General features: G+C 41.1%; 28 protein-coding genes and 1 tRNA gene. 5 read left to right on the plus strand and 24 right to left on the minus strand.

Annotated features, from left to right (window positions below; genetic code table 11):
* Positions 1–12: 12 nt before the first annotated feature.
* The 6 genes from OS173_RS08360 to OS173_RS08385 all read right to left on the minus strand — a co-directional run bounded on the left by OS173_RS08360 (position 13) and on the right by OS173_RS08385 (position 4694).
* Positions 13–333 (minus strand): DMT family transporter, encoded by a 321-nt coding sequence (locus tag OS173_RS08360; RefSeq protein WP_407659814.1) that lies wholly within the window; start codon positions 331–333, stop codon positions 13–15.
* Positions 330–815, minus strand: coding sequence for a methylated-DNA--[protein]-cysteine S-methyltransferase (locus OS173_RS08365; protein ID WP_267183825.1), 486 nt, complete (start codon positions 813–815; stop codon positions 330–332). Before OS173_RS08365 ends, OS173_RS08360 begins: the two co-directional genes overlap by 4 nt.
* Positions 815–1165, minus strand: a complete 351-nt coding sequence (locus tag OS173_RS08370) for a DUF4870 family protein (protein WP_267183826.1) — start codon at positions 1163–1165, stop codon at positions 815–817. The genes OS173_RS08365 and OS173_RS08370 overlap by 1 nt, the downstream gene beginning before the upstream one ends.
* Before the next feature lie 257 nt (positions 1166–1422).
* Positions 1423–2322: a 1-aminocyclopropane-1-carboxylate deaminase/D-cysteine desulfhydrase gene (locus OS173_RS08375; protein ID WP_267183827.1), complete on the minus strand. Its 900-nt coding sequence runs from the start codon at positions 2320–2322 to the stop codon at positions 1423–1425.
* Complete coding sequence (locus OS173_RS08380) at positions 2315–3841, minus strand: B12-binding domain-containing radical SAM protein (RefSeq protein ID WP_267183828.1); 1527 nt, start codon at positions 3839–3841, stop codon at positions 2315–2317. The genes OS173_RS08375 and OS173_RS08380 overlap by 8 nt, the downstream gene beginning before the upstream one ends.
* A gap of 7 nt (positions 3842–3848) precedes the next feature.
* The gene (locus tag OS173_RS08385) at positions 3849–4694 is read right to left on the minus strand and encodes an alpha/beta fold hydrolase (protein WP_267183829.1); all 846 of its coding nucleotides are present in this window, start codon (positions 4692–4694) and stop codon (positions 3849–3851) included.
* 159 nt (positions 4695–4853) lie between these two features.
* Here OS173_RS08385 and OS173_RS08390 point away from each other — a divergent pair, with 159 nt between their 5' ends.
* Positions 4854–6656: an ABC transporter transmembrane domain-containing protein gene (locus OS173_RS08390; protein ID WP_267183830.1), complete on the plus strand. Its 1803-nt coding sequence runs from the start codon at positions 4854–4856 to the stop codon at positions 6654–6656.
* On the opposite strand, the gene OS173_RS08395 is transcribed toward OS173_RS08390, so the two are convergent.
* The 11 genes from OS173_RS08395 to ruvC form a co-directional block, all read right to left on the minus strand.
* The gene (locus OS173_RS08395; protein WP_267183831.1) at positions 6623–8464 is read right to left on the minus strand and encodes a GGDEF domain-containing protein; all 1842 of its coding nucleotides are present in this window, start codon (positions 8462–8464) and stop codon (positions 6623–6625) included. The genes OS173_RS08390 and OS173_RS08395 overlap by 34 nt on opposite strands.
* A 146-nt stretch (positions 8465–8610) precedes the next feature.
* Positions 8611–9039, minus strand: coding sequence for an OsmC family protein (locus tag OS173_RS08400; protein WP_267183832.1), 429 nt, complete (start codon positions 9037–9039; stop codon positions 8611–8613).
* 9 nt (positions 9040–9048) lie between these two features.
* Entirely contained in the window at positions 9049–10329 is a 1281-nt protein-coding gene (gene tolB / locus OS173_RS08405; RefSeq protein WP_267183833.1) for a Tol-Pal system beta propeller repeat protein TolB, read from the minus strand.
* 5 nt (positions 10330–10334) lie between these two features.
* A complete protein-coding gene (locus OS173_RS08410) occupies positions 10335–10733 on the minus strand; it encodes a cell envelope integrity protein TolA (protein WP_267183834.1) in 399 nt (132 codons plus the stop codon).
* Positions 10734–10738: 5 nt separating this feature from the next.
* A complete protein-coding gene (locus OS173_RS08415) occupies positions 10739–11611 on the minus strand; it encodes a hypothetical protein (protein ID WP_267183835.1) in 873 nt (290 codons plus the stop codon).
* Positions 11612–11617: 6 nt separating this feature from the next.
* Positions 11618–12031, minus strand: coding sequence for an ExbD/TolR family protein (locus tag OS173_RS08420; RefSeq protein ID WP_267183836.1), 414 nt, complete (start codon positions 12029–12031; stop codon positions 11618–11620).
* Positions 12032–12033: 2 nt separating this feature from the next.
* The gene (gene tolQ, locus OS173_RS08425) at positions 12034–12702 is read right to left on the minus strand and encodes a protein TolQ (RefSeq protein WP_267183837.1); all 669 of its coding nucleotides are present in this window, start codon (positions 12700–12702) and stop codon (positions 12034–12036) included.
* 75 nt (positions 12703–12777) lie between these two features.
* On the minus strand, positions 12778–13179 hold the full coding sequence (gene ybgC, locus OS173_RS08430; protein WP_267183886.1) for a tol-pal system-associated acyl-CoA thioesterase: 402 nt from the start codon (positions 13177–13179) through the stop codon (positions 12778–12780).
* 1 nt (position 13180) lies between these two features.
* Positions 13181–14194: a Holliday junction branch migration DNA helicase RuvB gene (gene ruvB / locus OS173_RS08435; RefSeq protein ID WP_456085710.1), complete on the minus strand. Its 1014-nt coding sequence runs from the start codon at positions 14192–14194 to the stop codon at positions 13181–13183.
* 30 nt (positions 14195–14224) lie between these two features.
* Positions 14225–14827: a Holliday junction branch migration protein RuvA gene (ruvA, locus tag OS173_RS08440; protein WP_267183839.1), complete on the minus strand. Its 603-nt coding sequence runs from the start codon at positions 14825–14827 to the stop codon at positions 14225–14227.
* Positions 14824–15339, minus strand: coding sequence for a crossover junction endodeoxyribonuclease RuvC (ruvC, locus tag OS173_RS08445; protein ID WP_267183840.1), 516 nt, complete (start codon positions 15337–15339; stop codon positions 14824–14826). Before ruvC ends, ruvA begins: the two co-directional genes overlap by 4 nt.
* Positions 15340–15503: 164 nt before the next feature.
* Between ruvC and xth the strand changes: the two genes are divergently transcribed.
* The 3 genes from xth to OS173_RS08460 are packed head-to-tail and all read left to right on the plus strand — an operon-like array spanning position 15504 to position 17418.
* Positions 15504–16271, plus strand: coding sequence for an exodeoxyribonuclease III (gene xth, locus OS173_RS08450; RefSeq protein WP_267183841.1), 768 nt, complete (start codon positions 15504–15506; stop codon positions 16269–16271).
* Between the two features lie 49 nt (positions 16272–16320).
* Positions 16321–16842 carry a cytochrome b gene (locus OS173_RS08455; protein ID WP_267183842.1) on the plus strand — a complete coding sequence of 174 codons (522 nt, stop codon included), beginning with the start codon at positions 16321–16323 and terminating at the stop codon, positions 16840–16842.
* 12 nt (positions 16843–16854) lie between these two features.
* On the plus strand, positions 16855–17418 hold the full coding sequence (locus OS173_RS08460) for a YceI family protein (RefSeq protein WP_267183843.1): 564 nt from the start codon (positions 16855–16857) through the stop codon (positions 17416–17418).
* Positions 17419–17684: 266 nt separating this feature from the next.
* Here OS173_RS08460 and OS173_RS08465 read toward each other — a convergent pair.
* From OS173_RS08465 to dnaA, 7 genes are all read right to left on the minus strand, one after another.
* Positions 17685–17760, minus strand: a tRNA-Lys gene (locus OS173_RS08465).
* 116 nt (positions 17761–17876) lie between these two features.
* A complete protein-coding gene (locus OS173_RS08470) occupies positions 17877–18308 on the minus strand; it encodes a DUF3465 domain-containing protein (protein WP_267183844.1) in 432 nt (143 codons plus the stop codon).
* Positions 18301–19212, minus strand: a complete 912-nt coding sequence (grxD, locus tag OS173_RS08475; RefSeq protein WP_267183845.1) for a Grx4 family monothiol glutaredoxin — start codon at positions 19210–19212, stop codon at positions 18301–18303. Before grxD ends, OS173_RS08470 begins: the two co-directional genes overlap by 8 nt.
* A complete protein-coding gene (gene gyrB, locus OS173_RS08480; RefSeq protein ID WP_267183846.1) occupies positions 19205–21586 on the minus strand; it encodes a DNA topoisomerase (ATP-hydrolyzing) subunit B in 2382 nt (793 codons plus the stop codon). Before gyrB ends, grxD begins: the two co-directional genes overlap by 8 nt.
* A gap of 99 nt (positions 21587–21685) precedes the next feature.
* Positions 21686–22771, minus strand: coding sequence for a DNA replication/repair protein RecF (recF, locus tag OS173_RS08485; protein ID WP_267183847.1), 1086 nt, complete (start codon positions 22769–22771; stop codon positions 21686–21688).
* 3 nt (positions 22772–22774) lie between these two features.
* Positions 22775–23875 carry a DNA polymerase III subunit beta gene (gene dnaN, locus OS173_RS08490; protein ID WP_267183848.1) on the minus strand — a complete coding sequence of 367 codons (1101 nt, stop codon included), beginning with the start codon at positions 23873–23875 and terminating at the stop codon, positions 22775–22777.
* A 176-nt stretch (positions 23876–24051) separates the two neighbouring features.
* Positions 24052–25362: a chromosomal replication initiator protein DnaA gene (gene dnaA / locus OS173_RS08495; protein WP_267183849.1), complete on the minus strand. Its 1311-nt coding sequence runs from the start codon at positions 25360–25362 to the stop codon at positions 24052–24054.
* Positions 25363–25653: 291 nt separating this feature from the next.
* On the opposite strand from dnaA, the gene rpmH reads away from it, so the two are divergent.
* Positions 25654–25788 (plus strand): 50S ribosomal protein L34, encoded by a 135-nt coding sequence (gene rpmH / locus OS173_RS08500; RefSeq protein ID WP_267183850.1) that lies wholly within the window; start codon positions 25654–25656, stop codon positions 25786–25788.
* Positions 25789–25811: the final 23 nt, after the last annotated feature.

Raw genomic sequence — 25811 nt, forward strand, 5'->3', positions numbered from 1 at the left:
TAGATTTTATTATTATCCCTGATTCAGACTAACGAGTACCACACCGGTAATAATCAAAATAATTCCGAAAACCGCGGCACCATTCATCGCTTCATGAAAGAATAATCGGCCGATAACAGCCAACAAAGCCACGCCCAGTCCCGCCCAGATGGCATAAGCAATACCCACCTTCATGGTTTTTAAACTTAAGGCCAATAAATAAAAAGCCAGTGCATAACAAACAACCACAAGTACACTTGGCAATAACTTAGTGAAGCCGGCAGACAGTTTAAGAAAAGAGGTGCCAACAACTTCCGATACGATGGCCATCGCCAAATAGAACCACGCCATCAGGAATGTCTTTGTTCGTGTTTAAGCAGCCATTCTTTGACAGGCAAGCCACCACCATAGCCTACCATATTGCCGTTGGCACCAATAACGCGATGACAGGGTACCACAATCACAATCGGGTTTTTATTGTTGGCATTACCCACAGCTCTAACCGCTTTGGGGTTTTTAATGGCATCAGCGACTTGCCCGTAGGTTTCGGTGTGGCCGTAATCAATTTTTTTCAATTGTTGCCAGACCTGTTGTTGAAAATCTGTACCTTTGAACTTTATCGGTAAATCGAAGCGCTGACGTTGGCCGGAAAAGTATTCACTGAGTTGTTGTACAGTTTTTTGCAAAATTGGGTGGTTTCCATCGCGTTTTGCATTTAAAGAATTGATTTCACGAAAAGCAATGCCTGTTAAATGGCTATCGTCCGCATATAAATATAAATTTCCAAAAGGGGCTTTAACCACTTGCTTAGCCAGTGGTTTTTGCTTTACTGTCATCAGAAGCCCCAGCCGGTGGGGTCAGGATGCGCCTCGCGGGCATCAATGTATTTTAAGCCTTTGACACAACGTACAATAATCCACAACATCACCAGAATGATGGTTATAAAACCAATCACGACCACCATTAAAGCCATGCTGATTAAAGACAATATCAGCGCCTTCCAGAAGGTGTGTATCAAAAACTGATAATGCGTCTGTAACCAGGGTTCTGCATCATCCTGATTAACATAAGCCATGATTACGCCGATAATCGCGGTAATACCGGCAATAAAACTCACCAGATAGAGAATATAAATTAAGCGAACGGTGCTGACATCACCTTGTGGTGTTATTTCTGTATTCATCATTGTTCTCGCATGAAATAACCATTATTTTAGCATTATCACCGGTGGCTTTAAAATGCTGAAAGTCACGACCTGTTTCCAAGAATCTATTCTTAGAAACAATGATTTAAATGGGTAATAAAGGTGGTATCGACGGTAATAGACTGATAACGATTAGAACGTAAATAAGGCGCATCGTGAATTCACTTTGATCATCTGACTGCATATTAATTTCCTTTTAAGACAATGAATTACCATTCTACCGAGTTGCAGCTAACTATTCAAATGACACCGCCTTGTAAACCACCGGTGTGAATAATCAATGGCCGATCATCGGCTGTAATCACACCTTGTTGCATCAGCGTGTCGAGGGCATAAAAGGATTTGACGTTATAGATTTTATCCAATGGTATGTTATGAGATGCGTTAAATTGCTGTCCGAATGTTACCATCTCAGGTGTTAATTTAGCATAACCACCGCCGTGAAATGCATGGTTAATCTGCCAGTTGGGAAATTTAACATCTTGATTAAATTCGCTAAGCCATTGATTTATATCGCCCTTTACACCCTGTAAACCTTTTAATACACTGATACCGATAACTTGACAACGCCATTGATTAAAGGCACAACCGACGATAACACCCGCCAGTGTGCCGCCGGTGCCCACCGGGCAAAAAACATGGCTGGGTTCGGTCTTTAATTGCTTGCCCATCGCAACAACCCATTCGGCCACCCCTTCAATGGCAGCTGCATTACTGCCACCTTCGGGGATAACAAAAGCCGAATCCAAACGACTTAATATATCCTGAACTGGTTTACTCAGTTGTTTTAATCGGTAATCTGCACGACTGACAAATTCAAGCTGCATGCCGAATTGACGGCATTGCTGTAAGGTATCTGACCATTGGTCTTCGGCGTTTTTTAGTTCATCCCCACGAACGATTCCAATCGATTTAAACCCCGACTTCTGTGCCGCATAGGCAGTGGCCACAAGATGATTGGAGTAAGCGCCGCCAAAGGTAATCAGCGTTTTCGCCTGCTGTCGGCCGGCCGCGCTAAGATTGTGTTTCAGTTTATGTAATTTATTGCCCTGAACAATCGGGTGGTTAAGATCTTCTCGTTTCACCCAAACTTGAACACCATGCATGTTTATGGTTTGAATCGGTGTGGCGTCAGCCATGCTGCTGTTGGCGTTTATTGGGCACGAAGTTTTTGTCTTGTTTAGTTTGTTGTAACAACACATCCAAACGCCCTTTTTCACCGGTTAAATCAAAATCCAGTTGTAAAGCAGCCAATAAGTCTTTGTCCGGAACCGCGAAATAATCACGTAACAGCGTGTACATGAGGGTAAATTGTCGACGTTGGGAGATTTTCCAGGTGCTTTGTTCCACCTGAAACAGGGTGTCAGAAAATGCCATAAAGTGTTTAAAGGCGTTGTCTTTTAATAACAAGGGCAAGGTGTTTTTAAAACGGCCGGAATTGGCGAATATATCCCAATAACGGGCAAAACGGCCAACCCGTTGTAATTCCTCAAAACTGATGTCTCGGGTGCGTAGAACCGTATAGGGCGGTAGCGGTGAATACACCATGTTGTATTCCTGGGTCAGTGCATTTATCGGCGCACCGCGCAGGCGTTTCAAAATACCCACCTGAATTTCCTGTGGATTTAAGGCATACAGTTGATTAAAACTGTCACCAAATCCGGCCAAAGTATCACCGGGCAAACCAAAAATTAAATCTGCATGCATGTGTGCGCGACTGTGTTCACAAATCCAGCGGATATTGTCTTTCGAACGGTCATTATCCTGACGCCGCTGTATAAGTTTTTGTACTTTGGGATCAAAAGTTTGTACGCCCACTTCAAACTGTAAACTGTGTGGCGGGAATTTCAGAATAACGTCTTTGAGTTTATCCGGTAAGCGATCGGGAATCACCTCAAAATGCACCGTCAAATCATCATCCATGCGTTCTAAAAAGAATTCCATGATGGCCACTGCATCGGTGATTTTTAAATTAAAGGTACGATCAATAAACTTAAAGTTTCGCGCGCCTTGTTGATACAAGCGATCCATTTCGGCTAAAAACCGATCTAAAGTAAAGGCTTTCGCGGTGATGTCTAAAGCCGACAAGCAAAACTGGCATTTAAAGGGACAACCACGCGAGGCCTCCACATAAATGATGCGGTTTTTCAAATCTTCTTCGCTGTACCAATCATAGGGCATAATCAGTTGCTCTAAGGGTACGGATTCGCCCTGAATTACTGATTGGGCCGGCTTTTGCTTATTGAGCAACTGCTCACAGAGCTTTTGAAAACTGCGCTCACCCGGTCCTTTAATGACATAATCAGCCCAGGACACCACCATCGGTTGATCCGGCACATGACTGACTTCGGGGCCACCCAACACCACAGTGATGTCCGGCTGGGCGGTTTTGAGCAGTTGCACCACTTCATTGGTTTCGGTGACATTCCAGATATAAACACTAAAGCCGACAATTTTGGCACCGGTTTCGATGATTTTTTCCACCATATCAATGGGTCGATCGTGGATGGTGAACTCCAGCAATTGTGCTTGCGACTGTAATTCACCCAAATTGGCCATGAGATAACGCAAACCAAAAGCCGCGTGGATGTACTTACTGTTCAGAGTGCTCAGCAAAATGTCCGGTGTGGCAGTTTGTGTTTTAAGCGCGGTATTCATGGTTTTTTTATTGATGCTTCTCTACAAAGGGTATCACATGGGAAAGCACCTGTTCGGGTCTTTCTAAGGGCAATAAATGACTACTGTCGGGAATTTCAATGAGTTGGTGATTTTTATTGCTGTGCCAACGCTGCCAAAAAGCGGCCGGAATGGTGTCCGTTTCGGCACCCCGTAAGGCCAGCACCGGCAAGGTGCTTTGTAATAACTGTTTTCTAAACGGCGTCACCGTTTGATAAATATGGGCTTCCCAGTGTTTATCAAAAACCAATTGAAATGTGCCATTGTCATCGGCTTTCACCCCGGCGTTTATAAACTGCCACAGCTGCTCATCATTGACCCGCTTAAAAGCCCGGGTACGGCGATGAAAATCAAAGGCGGCTTGCAAACTCGGCCATTGATTCGGTCGATTCAGGGTTTTTTTAATCATTGGCACTTGATGGCGAATAAATCTCGGTAAAATTCGATTCAACCAACAAAAACCCCGACTAAACACCACCGGCTCAATCATCACCAGGGCTTTAAATAAATCAGGTCGCTTGGTGGCGGCTAAAAAAGCCGACACCGCACCCATGGAATGGCCCACCGCCATGACATTGGTAATTTTTTCTTGTTCAAAAAAACCAATGACATCATCGGCAAAATCATGCCAGGATTTCACCGACGATAAATCCGGTGGGTGCGGCCATAAGGGCCGTTGCAAGTAACTAATCACCGGCGCTTGTTGTCGCAAGCCATCAACAATGGCCTGGTAACTGGCCGGCGGATAGGCGTTGGCATGGGCAAAGTAAATCGCCGCTCTGTTGTTGTGAGAACGGTCTATTGCCGGCCAAAATTGGAATGGGTATTGTGACATTTTTGAGTAATCTTTTATTCAACCTAACGGCCCATTACAAGCCACATGGTGAATCATTGGTTTATCAGTGATCGCAGATTATCGCATATTTGCCAAGAAATGACCTAACAGCTGATCGATTGACAACGTATAATTGGCTTTTGCCCATCGTTTCACAATATGGCTCAAGCTGAACAACAATCGAAAACCCCTGAAAAGGCCGCCCTGTCCCAGTTAAAACTGGTGCTGCCTTTACTGCGACCTTATAAAAAAGCCATTCTCACTGCGCTGTTGTTTCTGATTTTAGGTGCGGCGGCGAATCTGGCGATTCCGGTGGCCTTTAAGTTAATGATTGATTTAGGATTTTCCGCCGAAAATCAGGACCGTTTAAGCCAATACTTTATTTTGGTGTTCGCGGTCTCAATTGCCATGATTATCTTCACTTCTCTGCGCTATTATTGGGTCAGTTGGATTGGTCAACGGGTGGTGACCGATTTACGCAAACAGGTCTATGGTAAAGTCATCGGACAGTCGGCAGAATTCTTTGAGACCACCAAAACCGGTGAAATCTTATCACGGATTAATACCGACACCACTTTGGTGGAAACGGTGGTCGGTAGTACTTTTTCCATTGCTTTGCGGTCTTTTGTCACCTTTATCGGTGCCGTGTTAATGATGATTGTGTCCAGCCCAAAACTGGCGATGTACATCGGTTTTCTCATTCCGGTGGTGGTGATCCCTTTGGTGATTACCGGTCGCCGTATTCAAAAGCTTTCCCGTATTGAACAAGACCGGATCGCAGATTCTTCGGCATTGGCCACAGAAACAATCAACGCCATTCATACGGTCCAGGCTTACGGGCAGGAAACCCGGGAACGTGAACGTTTCTTCGTGGCCGTTAATCGTGCTTTTACTGCCGCGGTGAATTCCATTCGCATGACCACCCTATTGACTGTATTGGTCGGTGGTGTTGTCTTTGGTGGGATTGTTTTGGTGTTGTGGTTAGGCGCCAAAGATGTCATCAGTGGCGCCATGACTGCCGGCACCTTAAGTCAGTTTGTGATGTATGCGGTGATGGCGGCCACCTCAACCGGTGCCCTGACCACGGTGTGGAGTGAGTTGAAGAAAGCGGCCGGTGCTTTAGAGCGTATTGTTGAATTAATGCACACCGAAAACCCAATTCAATCACCGGCTGAACCCAAACGTTTTCAAGCCACGGTTTTGGGTCATTTACTATTCGACCAGGTCACATTTGCGTATCCCAGCCGGCCGGATAAGCCGGTACTTAAAGACATTTCATTTGAAATTATTCCCGGGCAGACGGTGGCGGTGGTGGGCCCATCGGGTGCCGGAAAATCCACCTTATTTCAGTTATTAATGCGCTTTTATGAGCCGCAACAGGGTGATATTCGCATAGATGGCGTGAACATCAATCAATACGACTTACATGATTTAAGGCGACAATTTGCCCTGGTGGCGCAGGATGCCACGATGTTCTCAACATCGGCGGCAGAAAACATCGCCTACGGTCGACCCGATGCCGACATGACCATTATTCAAAAAGCCGCCAAAGCGGCTCATGCCAATATTTTTATCGAGGCCCTGGAAGATCACTATGAGACATTTTTAGGTGAACGCGGGGTGCGTTTATCCGGTGGCCAGGCACAAAGATTATCAATTGCGCGTGCCATTATGACCGATCCACCGGTGTTGTTATTGGACGAAGCCACCAGTGCCCTGGATGCCGAAAGTGAGCAAATGGTGCAACAAGCACTCACTAAACTGATGCAAAAACGCACCACTTTAGTCATTGCCCATCGTCTGGCCACCATAAAAAAAGCAGACAAAATTCTGGTGATGGATGAGGGTGAATTGGTGGCGTCCGGAACCCATCAGGAATTGCTCAATAATAATCCGCTGTATGCACGCCTGGCGAAATTACAGTTTATTCACAGCGAAGCCGAAGCTGACAACGCCGGCTGAACCTGATTTTTGCCAGCAGTTTTGGCACGGTATAAGGCTTCATCGGCACGTCGTAACAGTTCTTCAAAGTTGGCCACCGGTGGCTGGTTGACCGCCACCCCTAAACTGACAGTTATGGATAACTGTATTTCATCCACTGCAATCAAGGTATCGGCAACATGCTGACGAACATGCTCTGCGATGGCATGAGCGCGACCTTTATTGATGTTTGGAAGCAGCATAAGAAATTCTTCACCACCGATTCGACCCAGCATTTGACCGTCGCTGAGACCGGCTCGCATGCTGTTAACCACTTGTTTTATAACAACATCACCAGTGGCATGGCCATATTCATCATTAATGGGTTTAAAATCATCAATATCGATGATAATAACCGAAAAATCCTGCTGTTTGCTTTGGCATTGAAGTAACATTCGTCGGCCTTCCTGGATAATGTGTCTTCGGTTAGCAATGTGGGTCAGGTAATCGGTTCGGGCGCGGCTTTGGTGGTGTTTTTTGCTGCGATATAAAAACCACGCAGTTATCACAGCCACCATGGCAAATAAGCCCACCACCACCGCGGTTAATTGATTAATGCGTGATTGTTTTTGCTGTTGCTCAAGTTCAAGTTCTTTTATGGCGAGTTGTTGCTGAGAGGCCTGATTTTGTAGCTTATCAATGGTTTCACCAAAATTAAGGGCTTGTAAAGCCACCGCATTTTTTACAAATTCACGGTTATTGGCACGGGTGTTATCAAAAAGTTTCCAAAACACTTCTAACGCTTGTTCGTGGTTATTTTCAGCGAATAACAGAATAATCCTGGGTAACTCGGTATCGGTTTGTGAAATATCATTGTCTAAGTAATTCTTGGCCATTTGAAAGGCTTCATCATGGTGGCCCAGTCGAAAATATGCTGTGGCTAAATTGCGGCGAGCAATGTTTACAAAATAAACTTCCGGCGTGGTGTCTTGTAATGCCAATGCAGCTTCATATGATTCCACTGCTTGGCTAAAGTTCTGTTGTTCAAATGCCAGACGACCGGCATTAAATTCAGCGAAAAACCGAAAGTCACTAAAATCCGTGTATTTCTCAGCCATTGCAAATAAGTCATTTACATGCGCTTCAGCTTGTTGCCATTTTCCCAGCTCTATGGCTTCACTATTCATGTTGTGTAACATATTAAAGACATCTTGGGTGTCATCCACATCCACCCATAATTGGTGAGCTTGTTGGTAATAATCATAGGCTTGTTGATGAACTTGATTATTTCGGTATAAATTACCTGTGGCATTGTAAATCATTGCCAGACCTCCCTTTGCGAGGTTGTTTTCATGAACCACGGAAGCTGCTTCTTCTAAAACCGCCAAACCCTTGGCTAAATTTTCAAATCCAAACTGATAACAATATGATAGTTGTATCAATGCATCTGCCAATTTTATTGGGGCATCTATCTGTCTAGCAACTGTCACTGCCTCTTGTCTGTCTGGACAATAAACTTTGGCTTCATTAGTTTGTAGATATTTCATGTATGATAAATCGATGAGGCTGGCCACTAAGCCGGGATCGATTTCATCTAAACTTTTGAAGAGTTGAATGGATTTGACGAATTGTTCCTTGGCACCGTCAATGTCATCGTTAACTTCTAAGGTGAGTCCTTTACGGTGATAAAAATAGGCCTGATCAATAGTCGGCCATTGAGTCACCTCAGGTTCATATTTTTTAACCCAAGCTAATTTGTCTTGATCCGATTTTAAATTTTGAAATTGCGCATCAGCTGTTTCAAAATCAGCGGCAGACGTTGTTATGCTGATGATACACATAACAACCATAAGCCTGATACGCTGTCGGGAATAACTGTTTAAAACCATCAATCTATCAACTCAAGCCACTTGAATGGTAATAAGTATACGATAAATTCCCGTGTTGTGTTTAAATCCTGGTTACGTTTTAGAATAACCGGAAGTCAATCAACGTTTTAATCTGTTTGCAGCACCTCATAATCGTGACTAATGGCAACACTGTTTTCCAGCATTTTCGACACTGAACAGTACTTTTCTGCAGATAGTTGTACCGCTCTGGCGACCTGCTTATCGGTTAAATCTTTACCTGTTACAGTAAAATGTAAGTGAATTTTAGTGTACACCGAGGGCACTGCATCAGCGCGTTCACCGGTGGCCTCAATACGGATGGCACGCACCTGTTGACGGGCTTTGCTGAGAATCATTTTGACATCGATTCCGGCACAGCCGGTGAGACCCATTAACACCACTTCCATGGGCGTCGGTGCCTTTTTAAAATCTTGTGCATCGACTTGGGCATCCATAATGAGACTTTGATTGTCGGCATTTGTACTGATAAAAGTGTGCTTATCAACCCAGTTGGTTTGTATATTAACTTCTGACATAATCGCTTCCTAATTTAATGGTGACCAGGCAGGTTCCCGAACACTGCCATCTGATAGTATTAAATCGTTGGTGGTCTGACCATCCAATGACACTGCCCTTAATACCCCTTGGTTTTTATTGTTCTTGGTGGCGTAAAGCACCATGGAACCATTGGGGGCAAAGGTCGGTGATTCATCTTGGGAACCTTTTGATAACAATTGTAGAGTTCCTGACGGCCGATGTAATAAACCAATTTTGAAGTTATTGTTATTACCGTGCACTAAGGCGATATAGGTTTGATCCGGTGATAAACTGGCGCGGGCATTATAATCACCCTCGAAGGTCACACGGCTGACATCTTTTGAAGCGACTTCGATTTGATAAATATGTGGTTTTCCACCCCGGTCAGAAGTGAAAAATATCTGACGGCCATCTTGTGACCATTCGGGTTCTGTATCAATGGCCCAATGGGTGGTTAGTTGAGTAACGGCTTTGCTGGCCAAGTCTATACTATAGATATCCGGGTTACCGCCTTTTGACAATGTCACGGCCAAGTGACGGCCATCCGGTGAAAATTTAGGCGCGCTATTAATACCTTTAAAGCTGGCCATCAGCGTTCTTTCTCCGGTTTTTAAATTTTGTAGATAAATCGCCGAACCACCTTGTTCAAAAGAGACATAAGCCAGTTTTTGGCGATCCGGAGACCAAGCCGGTGACATTAATGGTTCTTTTGAAGTCACCAGGGATTGAGGGTTATATCCATCAGCATCAGCCACCATTAATTGATAATGAATGCCGCTTGAATTCTCACTGACAGTGACATACGCCAGTTTGGTGGAAAAAGCACCCGGTATGCCTAAAATTTCTTGGTATATTTTATCGGCAATAAAATGTGCGCCGGCACGTAACTGATCGGTTTTAATGGGCAAGGTTAACGCCAATAATTGTTTTTGTTCGGCCACTGATGTCAATCTAAAGCGTATTTCAATGCGCTCAACACCCACTGACTGAATCGAGGCATACGCCAAATAATCTGCTTTTAACATCCGCCAAGTACCGATGTTGATGTCATCATCGGCACCAGGATGTTCTACCAATAAATCTTTATTTAAGGGTTTAAACTGACCGGAACGGGCCAAATCATTACGAATGACTTCACTGATATCAGTACTTAAAGGGCCATCGGCATAGACAAAATCAGTGATGGCAATGGGTATGGCTGTGGCGCTACCACCATCAATGGTAATGTTTAACTGGGAAAAGGCATTGTGGCTGCCGATTAAAAAAATAAAAGCAAAAATTTTTCGCATAACAATCAGTCTCCTTGGTACTGAAAAGTAAAGTTAAGACGTCTCGTAAAAACCGATTCGTATCCAGTGTACGGTAAGAGGTCGGCTTTTCTGACCGCATTAATGAGTGAGTCTTTTTCTTCTGTATTGGCGTTACAGGGTGAGTTAGTGGTGATATCAATCACATGACCACCGGGTAATTGTTGGACATTAATCAGACATTTTAAACCCGCATCAGTTCCCTCTGGTCTCAGCCACTGATTTGTCACGGCTGATTGAATGACTTGGGCGTACTGACTTAACAGTCGGCTTTCTTTCTCTGCCTCAGGCAATGGCAGCACGTTTCGAGTGTTCTGATTGGTTTTAACAGATAATGAAGAACAACCCGACAAGCCGGCAGATACTACAAGTAGAAATACTCGCACGTTAATCATTCCCCATTATATTCAAATTTAAAATTAATCTTACGTTGATAGACCGATTCAAAACCTTTATAAGGCAGCGGGTTCGCAATCTTAACGGCATTTATAATTGAATTTTTTACCACCTCATTGGCGTTACAAGGTGAACCTATGCTGACATCAACAACTAAACCACCGACCGATTGATCAACATGTACCTGACACGATAGACCGGCTTCTGTACCGACCGGTCGTGACCAAGATCTATTCACTTTATTTTTAATGGCGGTTATATATTGAGTCAACAAGGTTCGCTCTTGATTAGCGTCACCGGTGGCTTCACCCAATGGCCCACTGGCTGTTTCTTCGGATTTGTCTTCAACTTCTTCATCGATTTTAGTTTCTGTCGCGACTTTTTGTTCTGCGGCCGCTTGTTCCGCGGCTTGGCGCTGTTGTCTAATTTCCTGAAGTTTTTTTAAACGCTCTGCCTGTTCTTGCTGTCTTTTTAATACCGCAGGATCAGGCTTAACCGGTTCGGGCTTAGGTTCTGGTTCCGGTTCTGGTTCTGGTTCCGGTTCCGGTTCCGGTTCTGGTTCAGGCTCAGGTTCTGGTTCTGGTTCTGGTTCCGGTTCCGGTTCTGGTTCTGGTTCAGGCTCAGGTTCTGGTTCTGGTTCTGGTTCAGGCTCGGGTTTGGGTTCGGGCTTGGGTTCTGTTATTGGTTTTTTATTGGCTTTTGGTGCAGGCAAGGGTTTTGTCAAATCAACAATTTCCGCCTCAATGGCAGAGCCTTTTGGTAATGTGATAACGTTTTGTTGCGCTGACATAAACAACAACACAACCAGCAAAACATGCAAACCCACCGAATAGATTAAGGCTTTTTTTTGTTCCTTATGCATAGCCATCGATGATTAATCCGGTTTAATCGGTTCGCTGATTAACCCAACTTTTTTAGCACCGGCTTGTTGCGCCACTGCCATGGCTTGGTACACTTGTCCGTAAGACACCGCTTTATCAGCACCAATCATAATCGGCACATCGGGATTAACTTTAACAAAGGCGGCTAGTTTCTTAAGTAACGTTTGGCTGTCCAATAGTTCGTATTCACCAGCGATACTTAAATATAAATCACCTTTATCCGTAACGTTAATGACCACCGGTTCTGAGTCTATATCAATGGTGTTTGCTTTAGATTCAGGTAAATTAACATCCACACCTAAGTTCATGAGCGGCGTGGTGATCATAAAAATGATTAATAACACCAAGGTGACGTCGATATAAGGCACGACATTGATTTCAGCATTGAGTTTACGTTGACGTCGCATCTTTAATCACCGATTTGACGATGTAAAATGGCAGAAAACTCATCTTTAAACGCATCATATTGGGTGTATATTCTCTCAACCTTATCACTGAATCGGTTATAGAAAATAACTGCCGGAATGGCAGCGAACAATCCCATGGCGGTGGCAATCAAAGCTTCAGAAATACCCGGTGCCACTAAAGCAATGGTGGCTTGGGTAACGTCTGATAAAGCATGAAACGACAACATAATACCAATCACGGTACCAAATAAACCGATATAAGGACTGGTGGAACCAATGGTCGCCAAAGTCGGTAGTTGTGATTCGAGACTTTCTATTTCTCGATTTAAGGCCACACGCATGGCACGATCAGCACTTTCTACTGAGTTTATGGTGATTTGACCGCTGCTTTTTTTGCGTTGGAAATCTGTGAAGCCGGCAGTAAATATTCGGGCTATACCGGTAACTTTTTTGCTGTTGATTTGTTGGTGTAATTTATTTAAATCAACGCCTGACCAGAAATGCTCTTCAAATTTTTTGGCATTTTTTTGTGCTTCAGTTAATACTTTACCTTTACTGAATATAATTAACCATGACCAGATTGAGGCCAAAATAAGGATAATCATCACCACTTTTACCGGTAGTGAGGCACTCACGATGATGTCTAAATAAAATTGTCCGCTGTCGTTCACAAGACGCTCCTGATAGTTAGTTAAATAGTGTTAGAACCTTTGAATTAATCGTCAATCGATTGAATCTTCAGGTTTTTATTGTGTAATTAAGCGATTCAAGTATTTCTGTGGAAATCGCATGGGTTTAAAACGTTCATCATGAACGCATACCACGGTAACTTTGGCGGTGGCAATCAATTTATCTGCCACTGTCATCTGTTGATTGATCACCATTCGAACTGATGTGTGGCTATCAATTTCACAGGTAATTTTTAAAACATCATCCAAAAATGCCGGCTTCAAGTAAGTGATTTCTATGCCATGAACCACCAGTAATATATGGTCATGTTGTCGTAGTTCACTTTGTTGTAAACCTTGATGGCGCAACCATTCTGTGCGCGCTTGGTCAAAAAAATTAACATAACGGCCATGATATACGACACCACCGGCGTCGGTGTGTTCATAATAAACTCGGGTTTGGTAATTAAATGGTGTCATTTTATTCAAATAAATCTCTATTTTTCTGACGCGGTTGTTCAAGTCCCATTATTTGCCAAGTTTTGGCTGTGGCTATTCTGCCGCGTGCGGTACGCGCCATTAAACCTTGTTGAATTAAATAAGGTTCAATGACATCTTCAACAGTACCACGCTCTTCACTTAAAGCCGCCGCCAATGAATTAATTCCCACCGGTCCACCTTCAAATTGCACGGTAATGACTTCCAACAGTTTGCGGTCCATTTCATCTAAGCCACGTTGATCAACTTGCAACATATTCATGGCATCTGCTGCTAATTGTTGTGTAATAACGCCATCTCCTTTAACTTCTGCGTAATCCCTGACACGCCGTAATAACCGGTTGGCAATTCTTGGGGTACCTCGTGAACGTTTCGCCACTTCATGACATCCATCTTTGTCTGCTTCAATATTTAAAATATCCGCAGAACGCGCCACAATATGGGCTAAATCTTCCACGGCGTAGAATTGTAAGCGTTGTACAATACCAAAACGATCCCGCAGCGGTGAGGTTAGTAAACCGGCACGCGTGGTCGCCCCAACCAATGTAAACGGTGGTAAATCCAATTTAATTGAACGCGCCGCCGGACCTTCACCAATCATAATGTCAATTTGAAAATCTTCCATGGCCGGGTATAAAATCTCTTCGACCACCGGCGACAAACGGTGAATTTCATCAATAAACAACACATCATAAGGCTGTAAATTAGTTAATAAAGCCGCTAAATCACCGGCCTTTTCCAATACCGGCCCCGATGTCTGTCTTAATTGTACGCCCATTTCATGCGCCACAATATGTGCTAAAGTGGTTTTTCCCAATCCCGGCGGACCAAAAATAAGCACGTGATCTAAAGCTTCCTGTCGTTTTCTGGCGGCTTGGATAAACAAAGCCATCTGCGCCTTAACGTCTGCCTGACCTAAATATTCTTCAATTTTTTGGGGGCGGATGGTGGCTTCGATGATGGATTCTTGTGAATCACTTAAATCAGCATCCATCATCCGTTCTGATTCAAATTCAGCATTCATAAATCACTGTCCTCCTTGTTGTTTTAGGCTCATACGAATAATCTCTTCAACGGCTAAATCTTTGTTTTCTTTATAAATTTTATTAACGATTTGTCGGGCATCTTGGGGTTTAAAACCCAGTGATTGTAAAGCACTAACGGCTTCTCCTTGTACCCCCAATCGGGCCGGCTGTGCGCCTTTAGTTACATCGGATAACTCACTGAAGTTAACTTTGTCTTTCATTTCAATCATTAAGCGTTGCGCTGTTTTTTTACCAATGCCTGGTACCTGGGTGATTGCTGAGATGTCTTGATCATTAATTACTCGACTAAATTCAGCCGAACTCATGGTGGATAACACAGCCAGCGCAGATTTTGCGCCGATACCATTGACTTTAAGTAAGGTTCTAAACAGTTGACGCTGTGAAAAACTGCGAAAGCCATACAGGATTGAGGCATCTTCTCTAACCAAATGATGAATAATTAAATGGATGTCTTTACGTAATTCCGGCAATTCAAAAAAAACAGATGTGGGCACCTCTATTTCATAACCAATTCCTCGCACATCAACAATCAAATGAGCCGGTGGTTCTGTGTGTATTAATTGCCCTTGAATATGTCCAATCACAATTTTCTCCAATGACCGGTTCGACCGGCAATAATATGTTCCTGTGTCCAGCGATTATTGGCATGACAAATGGCCACAGCCAAGCCATCAGCGGCATCTTCTTGAATTTTTTGTTGTAAATTAAGTAATAAGCCAACCATGTATTGAACTTGAGTTTTGGCTGCACCTCCCTTTCCGACCACTGCTTGTTTAATGGCTTTGGGCGCATACTCGTGGACTTTAACAGAATGCGCATAGGTGGCACAAATGGCTGCGCCACGTGCCTGCCCTAATTTTATAGCGGATTGAGCATTTTTGGCCATAAAAACTGTTTCTATGGCCATCTCATGGGGATTGTATTGTTTAATTATGTCATTAATACCACTAAAAATAAGCCCTAAGCGTTCCGGAAAATCACCGGTACCACAACGGATGGTTTCATGGTGAATGTGTTTTATTTGTTGTTTATGGGCATCAATAATACCCACACCCGTGAACCGTGATCCCGGATCAATCCCTATAATTCGCAACATGATTGCATCCACTCAATACTCTGCATAAATCGATGACTTGTTTAAAATTAAACTCATTTTAAAGGATGGCACGTTAAATTGTTATGTGATTATTGTAAATTGGCTGAATGATGGTTCGCTTTTGACTATAATTATCTATTTAACGTAAATCAATAAATTCTTATATGAAAATTGCCAGTTGGAATGTTAACTCCCTTAAAGTCCGTTTGCCTCAGGTACTCGAATGGTTACAACAAGAACAACCTGATGTTTTGGCATTACAGGAAACTAAACTAACTGACGATGTGTTTCCAATTGCAGGCATCACCGAAGCCGGTTATCAGGTGGTGTTTTCCGGTCAAAAAACCTATAACGGTGTGGCAATTATTGCTAAAAATAAGCCTCAAGATATTATCACTGATATTGATGGTCTTGATGATCCGCAGCGTCGCATCATTGCAGCCACCATCGAAGACATACGTGTTGTTAATCTCTATGTGGTTAACGGTCAAGCACCGGGCACTGAAAAATTTGCTTATAAATTAAATTGGCTAGAAAAAGTAACCGATTTCTTGAATCAACAGCTTGATGAATTCCAAAACGTGATTGTTTTAGGTGATTTTAATATCGCTCCCGATGACCGTGATGTACATGATCCCGAATATTGGCATGAGAAAATTCTTTGTACCACAGAAGAACGTAACGCACTTTCAGCTATTTTAAACCTGGGTTTTCAAGATACCTTTCGGCTGTTACACGACGAAGGTGGTTTTTATAGCTGGTGGGACTACCGCATGAACAAATTCGCAAGAGGTATGGGGTTACGCATTGATTTAATTTTAGCCGCTGATGAACTCAGTGAAACGTTACAAGCCGCTTATATCGATGTTGAACCCAGAAAAAATGAACGTCCATCTGATCATACGCCTGTGGTGGCGGAATTTGATTGGTAATATCATCGTCTGAAAAACACATAAATCACGCATACAGCAGGAGAAAGCCATGCAGAAATACACCCTAACAACCCGAATTATTCACTGGCTGAGTGCCCTGTTGATTTTCTTTATGTTTATCAGCGGCTGGTATATGGTTGAACTGGATTATTACAGTCCCTGGTACAATCGACTGCCGGAATTACACTACGCTTTTGGCATGGCGCTTATGTTTGTTTGGTTCATTAAAATTATTCGGCTGTTGACCGGTACCCAAAAAAAACTTCCACCACCGGTCAAACCTTTTGAACGCATACTCTCGCAACTGACACAATTTTTATTTTACGTTTTTGTGGTAACTTTGGTTATCACAGGTTATTTAATGATGACTGCAGACGGACAATCTAAAATATTGTTTAAATCCATTAATCTTCCCGCTTTTACGCAGTTTTCAGGACCTGTGGTGGATACTATGGGTTGGGTTCATGAGTATGGTGCCTATATATTAATGGTATTTGTGGCACTTCACGTCATCGGTGCTGTCAAACATCACTTCATCGACAAAGATGACACCCTAAAAAGAATCTTATAATTTGGAGACAACATGAAAAAATTATTTATCTTGCTACTTTTTGCATTAACACCTTTGGCACAATCCGCTGATTATGATTTGGATATTAAAGGCTCACATGCTTTTGTGCAGTTTAAAATCCAGCATTTAGGATTCAGCTGGTTATACGGACGTTTTGATACCTTTGATGGTTCATTTTCTTACGATGAAAATGCACCGGAAAAAGCATCCATTGAAATGACCGTGCAAACTAACAGTGTAAATTCTAATCACGCTGAACGCGATAAGCATTTACGCAGTGATGACTTTTTAAATGTAGCAGCTCATCCCACCGCAAAATTTGTCAGTACTTCCTTTACACCCACTTCTGACGGTCATGGCACCATGACAGGTAATTTAACCATTAATGGTGTCACCAATGAAGTTAACTTGGATGTGGAATTTGTCGGAGCCGGTGATGATCCTTGGGGCGGTCACCGACGCGGTTATGAAGCCACCACTGAAATTAATTTAAGTGATTATAAAATTAAACGCAGTTTGGGACCGGATGCTGAAAAGCTCTATTTAACAGTTTCTGTTGAAGGCGTTAAAAAATAATTTTAATTTTATCTGATTAAAAAAACCACTGTCTATCAGTGGTTTTTTTATGCCCTGAGATTGTTTAAAAATACTTTATTCAAGGCTTTACCCACAGCAATTTAATTTAAAGCCTTTACTTTTTCTCTGGTTTTTTTTAAATCATTGATTTTATAGATTTTTATTTGATTCACAGTGTAAAATTATACCCTATGTATTTTGGTTATATTTTAACCAAATCAAACTAATTGATTGAAATTATTTAAAGTTAAGAAGTATTTAAAAAATGGTGGGTCGTATAGGATTTGAACCTATGACCAATGGATTAAAAGTCCACTGCTCTACCAGCTGAGCTAACGACCCATTCAAGAATTGAATTAGGAGATAAGGGGAACCTCATCAAGGTGCGAAATGATAAATTATCTGCCGGTAATAGGCAAGGTTTTTATTGATATATTTTACATTAATTTTATTTAATATTAATATACCCCACCATAGCTTTCTCCGTTTAATTTAATCCAACCATTTTCATGTCGCCCTTGTGGATCATCATGGGTCCAGTGAACCACGCCTCCTTGGTTATTCCATTCATACTGACCATATATTGTCACGATATCGCCTTTCTTTACAGGAACTCTATGTGATAAATCAATATTATGCGATACCAATACCGTTATATCCTCGTGTTTGACAATGAAACGTTGGTGGCGGCTACCTATGGTATCATCCGATAATGATCGTAGCACCTCAGCTTTAAATTCAACCATGGCGCCACTTTCCTTATTGTCGTAAAGCCGAGTGATGTTTGACTGGTTTGTTAAATGGTTAAGATATGAAAATATAACAGCTATAAAAAAAGCGCCCATGAACAGGCGCTTTAAGACATGCTTTGCAGTGAATTGTTTAGTCATTCCAGGCGTTGTAACCACCGGTTAAATTAAACACTTTGGTAAAACCTTTTTTACGAAAGTATTCAGCAGCTGCCATGGATGATTGACCAACCTGACAAAGAAACACCAATGGTGTGGATTTATCCATGGATTCAATTTTCTCTATGGCCTCTTTATCAAGTCTTTGTGCAGTTGGAACGGTACCTTCAGCAATTTTGTCTTCAGGTCTCACATCAAATATATATGGATTAGCTGTGGTGTCCGTGTCAAACCAATCTTGTAATTCAGCGACACTAAGTTCTTCGACAGCAGGTGGTTCATTTGGGTTTTTGATTCGCAACCCGGAACCTTGTAACTCTTCTATCCAGGTTATTTCGATATTTTGCGCTCGTTCAGCTGTTCCAATATCCATGTAAATATCCAAATCACCCACTTTAGACACCACTTCATAGCCTTTTGGAGTATCTAAACTAAAACGGGTATTAAATTCATCATCAATCGATAAAAACAATTTATTATTACCCACATCTTTCATGCCTTCTTTAATGTGAGACAGTGCTTCATCACTGACCTTCATTGTCGGAGGGGTTCTGTCGGGTTTTTCTAAATTCAATAATTCATGTAATTCACCGGTGTTGAACATTTCAGAAATAATGTCATTACCACCCACAAATTCTTGGTCAATATAGAGTTGTGGAATGGTCGGCCAATCACTAAAAACTTTAATGCCTTCTCGAATTTCATTATCTTCAAGAACATTAAATGAGGCAAAATCGTTTCCCACTAAACTCTTCATTATTTTAATGGTATTACCCGAGAAACCACACATGGGGGTTTGCGGGTTGCCTTTCATAAATAAAAATACTTTGTGTGATTCAATTAAATTTTCAATTCTTTCTTTAACTGCTTGATTCATATTAGACATCTAAATTACCTGCATTAAGTGCATTTTTTTCAATAAATTCACGACGCGGTTCAACCACATCACCCATTAAAGTTGAAAACACTTTATCCGCAGCGACCGCATCTTCTATGGTAACTTGAAGTAATCGGCGCGTTTCCGGATCCATGGTGGTTTCCCATAATTGACTTGGGTTCATTTCACCCAAACCTTTAAAGCGGCTGATGGTTAAACCTTTTTTGGCTGTACTGAGTAAATAGTTAAGTACCTCATTGAGGCTATTGACTGGAATTTTCTGATCTTCTTTCAATAAATAAGCATCCTGACTGATTAAATCTTGGTTTTGTTCAGCCACTGACATCATTTTATTGTAATCTTTGGACTTGAAGAACAAATCAGTCAATACGGTTTCCTCAATTAAACCGTTACTGTTTTTAACTAAAACGATGGTTTTATCTTGTTCATTGTGATGCACAGTCCATTCAATACCAATGCGATTATCTCGATTTAATAAGGTCACAGCCTTGTCAATCCATTCTTGACTCGGTGCTTCTTGGCTGGTCCTCAGTCGAGGTAAATTCATGAGCTCGTTAATGACTTTGTCATCGTAAACTAAAGACAATTTTTCCGTGATTAATCTAACCTCAGTTTGCTCTTTAACCAAACGATACAAGACATCGTCCTTAATGGGTGCTTGATCTTGATGATGATAAAGCTCAATATTATCAAGCGAACGATTTAATAAATATTCGTTCATCTCATCATCATCTTTCATATAGTGTTCTTGTTTACCTTTTTTGACTTTGTATAAAGGTGGTTGACCAATATAAACATGGCCGCGTTCAATTAATTCCGGTGTTTGTCGGTAAAAGAACGTTAACAATAATGTTCGTATGTGTGAGCCATCCACGTCAGCATCCGTCATAATAATGATTTTATGATAGCGTAACTTATCAGCATCAAATTCTTGCGGACCAATACCACAACCTAATGCTGTGATTAGTGTACCCACTTCAACAGAAGATAACATCTTATCAAAACGGGCTTTTTCGACATTCAGGATTTTTCCTTTCAGTGGCAGAATCGCCTGATTTTTGCGGTTTCGGCCTTGTTTAGCTGAACCTCCGGCAGAATCACCCTCCACCAGGAATATTTCTGAAAAGACCGGATCTTTTTCCTGACAATCGGCTAATTTACCGGGTAAACCGGCAATATCCAGGGCATCCTTGCGTCGTGTCATGTCTCGGGCTTTACGCGCTGCTTCTCTGGCTCTGGAAGCATCTAAAACCTTTTCCATTAAGACTTTAGCTTCTTGTGGATTTTCCAACAAAAAGTCGCTTAATTGTTCGCCAACCGTACTTTCAACAACCGCTTTAATTTCAGATGAAACCAACTTATCTTTGGTTTGTGAGGAGAACTTAGGATCCGGTGATTTAACGGAAATAACGGCTATCAAACCTTCGCGACAATCATCACCTTGTAAGGATATTTTTTTCTTAGCACCTTCGTTAATGAAATTATTCATGGTTCGGGTTAAAGCGCCACGAAACCCTGCTAAATGCGTACCACCATCCTTTTGCGGAATGTTATTGGTAAAACAAAATACCGACTCACGGTAGGAATCTGTCCATTGCATGGCAACTTCCACAGAAGTCCCATCCTCTTGTTCTCTAATGAAATGGATAACAGTTTCATGAAGTGGTGTTTTACTTTCCGCTAAATGATTAACAAAGGATGCAATACCACCTTCATATTCAAATACTTTTTCAATGGCTTCGCGTTCATCCTTAAGAACAATCCGCACCCCTGAATTTAAGAATGACAATTCACGTAGACGTTTTGCCAAAATATCAAAATGATAATCAACATCCGTAAATATATCTTTGGATGGTTTAAAGGTTATTTTCGTGCCAGTTTCATCGGTATCACCCACTACATTTAAGTCAGTATCGGGAACACCCATTCGGTAAACTTGTTGATATATTTTACCATTACGTCTAATTTCTAAGTCTAAGCGTTCACTTAAGGCATTGACCACGGAAACACCCACACCGTGAAGACCACCTGAAACCTTATAAGAGTTGTCATCAAACTTACCACCGGCATGAAGTACGGTCATAATGACTTCCGCAGCTGATTTTCCTTCTTCATGGATGTCTGTTGGAATGCCGCGTCCATTATCAGACACCACAATCGATCCATCAGATTTAATTTCCACTTCAATGGTATCACAATGACCCGCTAAAGCTTCATCGATTGAGTTATCAACCACCTCAAAAACCATATGATGAAGCCCTGTTCCATCATCGGTATCTCCAATATACATACCGGGTCTTTTACGTACCGCATCCAGCCCCTTAAGTACTTTAATATTCGACGAGTCGTACTTTTCTGACATTTTTGTCAACACCTAAATAAAAAGACAATTATACCATTAATAAGAACCATTAACGAGGCCGTCTCATGATGGCTTCTCAGTTTAAATAGGATTGCTTTGTTAGCTTAAAACCGCATGATTGGAATTATCTTGTTTCACGTGGAACGTTTCACTTTCGTTGAAATATGGTTTGATTGAATATGCATTAACGGTCGTGATAAAAATTTGTCGTTGTTTATTTTGTATGTATTTAGCCAGAAGTGCTAAAGCGTGTGCGTCTAATTCTGAATCAATATCATCGATACAAATAACAGGTGACTTATTGTTTTTATCTTCATATATTTCAATATAAACAAGATACATAATGATGGCTAATAATTTCTTTTGGCCTCTGGATAAAATCACATGCGCGGATTTATTATTGTTTAAACAAATCAAATCAGCTTTATTGACACCCAAACCAACAAACCCCTGTTTTAAATGAATGTTTTGTTTTTGAATTAATTCTGCAAACAAATCAGAACTTGACCAACCTTTGTTATATGAAATGGTCAACCCATTTACATGAGGTAAAAAATATTGAGCCAGTTGTTTAAACTTTTGTTCAATCCTAGCAACAACCGCCGACCGGTATTGATGGGTTTGTTCCGCTAACTGGCTATATTTTTCTTGCCATAATGGCAACTCATCCAAGCCCCCATTTTTAAGTAGTTTATTCAAGTGTTGCTGGATTTTTTGGGTTTTCTTCCAAATGGGCAAATAATTTGGTTCCACGTGAAACACCAACCAATCTAAATAAGACCTTCGAAATCCAGGCGCATGATCAATCCATAGAAAGGCATTTGGATCAATACTAACAACCGGAAAATGCTGGGCAATGTCAGTTTGGCTTTTTATTTGTTGGTTATTGAGCTTTATGGTTTTTTTATTATCACGGGTATAACCAACACCCAGTTTATGCGATTGTCCATTATCGGAAGAAATATACTCACTAAAAACTGACAATTGATTTTGTTCATGCTGAATCAACTGTTTGCTTTTATGGTGACGGAAAGATCGTCCTGTCGATTGCCAGTAGATGGCTTCAATAAGAGCCGTTTTACCACTGCCATTGTCGCCATCAATAATCGATATGGGTGTATTGAATGTCTGATTTAACGCGGCATAGCAGCGAAAATTTTCAAGCAAAAGTCTGCTAAGAAACACAAACTAAATACGCAACGGCATAACAACAAGACGACAATCCAGTCGATCAGGGTGTTTAATTAAACAGCTGGATAACGGGTCTTTAAAACTAAACTGAACTTGATCGCTCTCAATAACATTTATGGCATCTAATAAGTAACCAACATTAAACGCGGTCTCCATGTCAGTAATACTGGTTTGCACTTCAATGGAATCTTCGGCTTGTTCTTGATCAGGGTTATGACCGAGAATTTGCAAGTGATTGGTTGAGATTTTAAATTTAACACCTTTGTATTGTTCATTGGATAAAATAGCAACCCGCCGTAATGCCCTTTCAAGCTGGACTTTATCGGCAATAAAATCATTTTCCATGTCTAATGGGATAACTGTTTGATAGTCAGGAAATTTACCATCTATCAATTTTGATGTCATCTGAGTGCCTTCCACCTCAATACTGACATGATTTTTCCCTAAATGAATGGCAATGTCTTGATCGACATCACGAATCATTTTATTCAATTCCATCACACCTTTGCGCGGAATTAAAATTTGTTTACTGATACCTGCCTGATTAACATAATCAGTTTCTGATAGTGCCAATCGGTGACCGTCTGCAGACACGCAACGAATTTTGTCATTAAGAATTTCAAATAACAAACCATTAAGAAAATAGCGAACGTCATGACTCGCCATACAAAAAATTGTTTGTTTGAGCATTCGTGATAAATGCGTGCTATGAATGGTGACTGTTTCGAATGTCTCAACATCCTCTAGTAGAGGGTAGTCATTGGCCGGCAATGTGCTTAAACTAAATCGGCTGTCTCCCGATTTAATAACGCAGTGATTGTCGTCAAGACTGAATTCCATAATAGAACCATCAGGTAATGATTTACAAATTTCCAGTAATTTTTGAGCCGGTAAAGTCATTTCTCCCTGAAACTCAGTATCTACGCTGGTGAAGCTGTTCATTTCGACTTCTAAATCACTGGTGGTCAACCGTAACTCATCTTCATTAATTGAAAAAAGAACATGACTCAGTATGGGTAATGTGCCTTTCTTTTCAACAACACCACAAATCTGATTTAACGGTGCCAATAACTGCTCTCTTTGTATTTTAAATAACATAGTATAATATATAAAAATAGTTATTATTATAGTGAATAACTTACTGATTAACCTTTCTAAGTTATTGATTAATATAGATTTAAAATTACTAATTAATCTTTATAACCTGTGGATAACCTGTGCTTAAAAATGGCTTGAAAAAGTTATACTCAGCTTATCCACAGCTTGTTAACAACTTATTCAATGAGTATATTCACAATCTTTTGCCGATCTTCAGATAGTTCTGATTCTTGGTTTAATAAATCATTCATTTTACGGTATGCATGTAAAACTGTGGTGTGATCACGACCACCAAATAACTCCCCAATTTCAGGGTAACTTTTATCGGTTAATTCTTTACTCAGAAACATCGCCATTTGTCTTGGTCTGACAATGGAGCGTTTCCTGCTTTTGCCTAAAAGTTCAGATAGTTTTACATTGTAATACTGTGCTGTTGATTTTTGTATATTTTCAACAGAAACAATCTGATGGTTAACTTTGAATAATTCTTTTAAAATTTGTTTGGTGTATTGTAAATCAATTTTTTTACGGGTGAAATTGGCATTGGCCTTTAAAGTGCTCAAAGCCCCTTCCAGCTCTCTGATATTGGAATTTAATTGTTTCGCAATAAAGTGGGCCACTTCATCACAAATATCAACTTTAATAAGAGCCGCTTTTTCTTTCAAAATGGCAACCCTGGTTTCATAATCAGGTGGATCAATGGGAACAGATATACCCCATCCCAAGCGAGATTTAAGCCGAGATTCCAATCCATTGACTTCTTTTGGGTAGCGGTCACAGGTAATAATAACCCTTTTTTGACCTTCTAATAAATAATTAAAAGTATGGAAAAATTCTTCTTGAGAGCGTTCTTTGCGTGCAAAGAACTGAATATCGTCGATTAATAATGCAGTCACAGAGCGATATTTCTGCTTAAAGGCATCCATGGATTTTTGTTGAATGGCTTTCACCATTTGATTGACATAAATTTCTGAATGCAAATAACAAACCACTTCCTTGGGATTGCTTTTTTTGATTTCATTACCGATGGCATGCAGCAAATGTGTTTTGCCTAAACCGGTACTGCCATAAATCAGTAAAGGGTTGTTTTCTTCAACACGGGAAGCTGTCGCGGTTTGAAGTGATGCCGCTAAAGCGATGGTGTTTGAGCGACCTTCAATGAAATTTTGAAAAGTAAAACGGGGATCTAAATGATCGTTAATTTTAAGTGCTGTTTTTTTGGGTTTTTGATTGGTTTGTTGAGTGGGTTGTTCACTAATAACTTTTTTTAATGCCAATTCAACATCCATATTTTGACCAGATATTTCCTTTAAGACAGCTTTAATATAAGTGAGGAATTGGTCTTTAATCTTATTGAGAACTATATCATTAGATGCTTCTAAAATAACAGTGTTTTCCATGATGGTGGCATCCAGCGGCCTAATCCATAAAGTCACTTGATCTTTAGGTAAAACAGTTTCCAACCGCTTAAGACAATTTTCCCACATGGTTTAATTATTAAATAAAAAAAGAAATAAAAAATAAGGCGCGTTTAGCCTGCTAAGTATAGCAAGATTGGGTTAAAATTGATATTTTATTGGACTTCACTTTATTTTAGCGACACTTGGTAAAATGCAGTGAAAGACCTGTTAAATAAAGCTTTAAATGGCTTGAAAATCAAGACAAAAAGCTTTAAACTTGCCGGCCTTTTTAGCTGCTAGATAAATTGACTTGTCTATTCGGCTGTGCAGTGTCAAGTACGTGATGTACTCAAAGTAAGATAATTTAGGTGAAATAAAATGAAAAGAACATACCAACCAAGCAACACTAAACGTGCCAGAACCCATGGTTTCAGAGCACGCATGAAAACCCGTGGTGGCCGTGCTGTGATTAATGCACGACGTGCTAAAGGCAGAAAAAGACTGGCTGCATAACATTAAGCCATCTGACTTCATCT

Source organism: Marinicella gelatinilytica, from assembly GCF_026410405.1.
Classification (GTDB): domain Bacteria; phylum Pseudomonadota; class Gammaproteobacteria; order Xanthomonadales; family Marinicellaceae; genus Marinicella; species Marinicella gelatinilytica.

Coding starts and splice junctions, on each gene's coding strand:
- OS173_RS08400 (WP_267183832.1), bottom strand. CDS start 9,039: ATGTCAGAAGTTAATATACAAACCAACTGGGTTGATAAGCACACTTTT.
- OS173_RS08385 (WP_267183829.1), bottom strand. CDS start 4,694: ATGTCACAATACCCATTCCAATTTTGGCCGGCAATAGACCGTTCTCAC.
- OS173_RS08375 (WP_267183827.1), bottom strand. CDS start 2,322: ATGGCTGACGCCACACCGATTCAAACCATAAACATGCATGGTGTTCAA.
- OS173_RS08370 (WP_267183826.1), bottom strand. CDS start 1,165: ATGATGAATACAGAAATAACACCACAAGGTGATGTCAGCACCGTTCGC.
- OS173_RS08455 (WP_267183842.1), top strand. CDS start 16,321: ATGCAGAAATACACCCTAACAACCCGAATTATTCACTGGCTGAGTGCC.
- OS173_RS08380 (WP_267183828.1), bottom strand. CDS start 3,841: ATGAATACCGCGCTTAAAACACAAACTGCCACACCGGACATTTTGCTG.
- OS173_RS08415 (WP_267183835.1), bottom strand. CDS start 11,611: ATGGCTATGCATAAGGAACAAAAAAAAGCCTTAATCTATTCGGTGGGT.
- grxD (WP_267183845.1), bottom strand. CDS start 19,212: ATGTCTAATATGAATCAAGCAGTTAAAGAAAGAATTGAAAATTTAATT.
- ruvB (WP_456085710.1), bottom strand. CDS start 14,194: ATGATGGATGCTGATTTAAGTGATTCACAAGAATCCATCATCGAAGCC.
- tolB (WP_267183833.1), bottom strand. CDS start 10,329: ATGCGAAAAATTTTTGCTTTTATTTTTTTAATCGGCAGCCACAATGCC.
- OS173_RS08390 (WP_267183830.1), top strand. CDS start 4,854: ATGGCTCAAGCTGAACAACAATCGAAAACCCCTGAAAAGGCCGCCCTG.
- rpmH (WP_267183850.1), top strand. CDS start 25,654: ATGAAAAGAACATACCAACCAAGCAACACTAAACGTGCCAGAACCCAT.
- OS173_RS08365 (WP_267183825.1), bottom strand. CDS start 815: ATGACAGTAAAGCAAAAACCACTGGCTAAGCAAGTGGTTAAAGCCCCT.
- OS173_RS08460 (WP_267183843.1), top strand. CDS start 16,855: ATGAAAAAATTATTTATCTTGCTACTTTTTGCATTAACACCTTTGGCA.
- xth (WP_267183841.1), top strand. CDS start 15,504: ATGAAAATTGCCAGTTGGAATGTTAACTCCCTTAAAGTCCGTTTGCCT.
- OS173_RS08470 (WP_267183844.1), bottom strand. CDS start 18,308: ATGACTAAACAATTCACTGCAAAGCATGTCTTAAAGCGCCTGTTCATG.
- OS173_RS08395 (WP_267183831.1), bottom strand. CDS start 8,464: ATGGTTGTTATGTGTATCATCAGCATAACAACGTCTGCCGCTGATTTT.
- dnaN (WP_267183848.1), bottom strand. CDS start 23,875: ATGTTATTTAAAATACAAAGAGAGCAGTTATTGGCACCGTTAAATCAG.
- gyrB (WP_267183846.1), bottom strand. CDS start 21,586: ATGTCAGAAAAGTACGACTCGTCGAATATTAAAGTACTTAAGGGGCTG.
- ybgC (WP_267183886.1), bottom strand. CDS start 13,179: ATGACACCATTTAATTACCAAACCCGAGTTTATTATGAACACACCGAC.
- dnaA (WP_267183849.1), bottom strand. CDS start 25,362: ATGTGGGAAAATTGTCTTAAGCGGTTGGAAACTGTTTTACCTAAAGAT.
- ruvC (WP_267183840.1), bottom strand. CDS start 15,339: ATGTTGCGAATTATAGGGATTGATCCGGGATCACGGTTCACGGGTGTG.
- OS173_RS08420 (WP_267183836.1), bottom strand. CDS start 12,031: ATGCGACGTCAACGTAAACTCAATGCTGAAATCAATGTCGTGCCTTAT.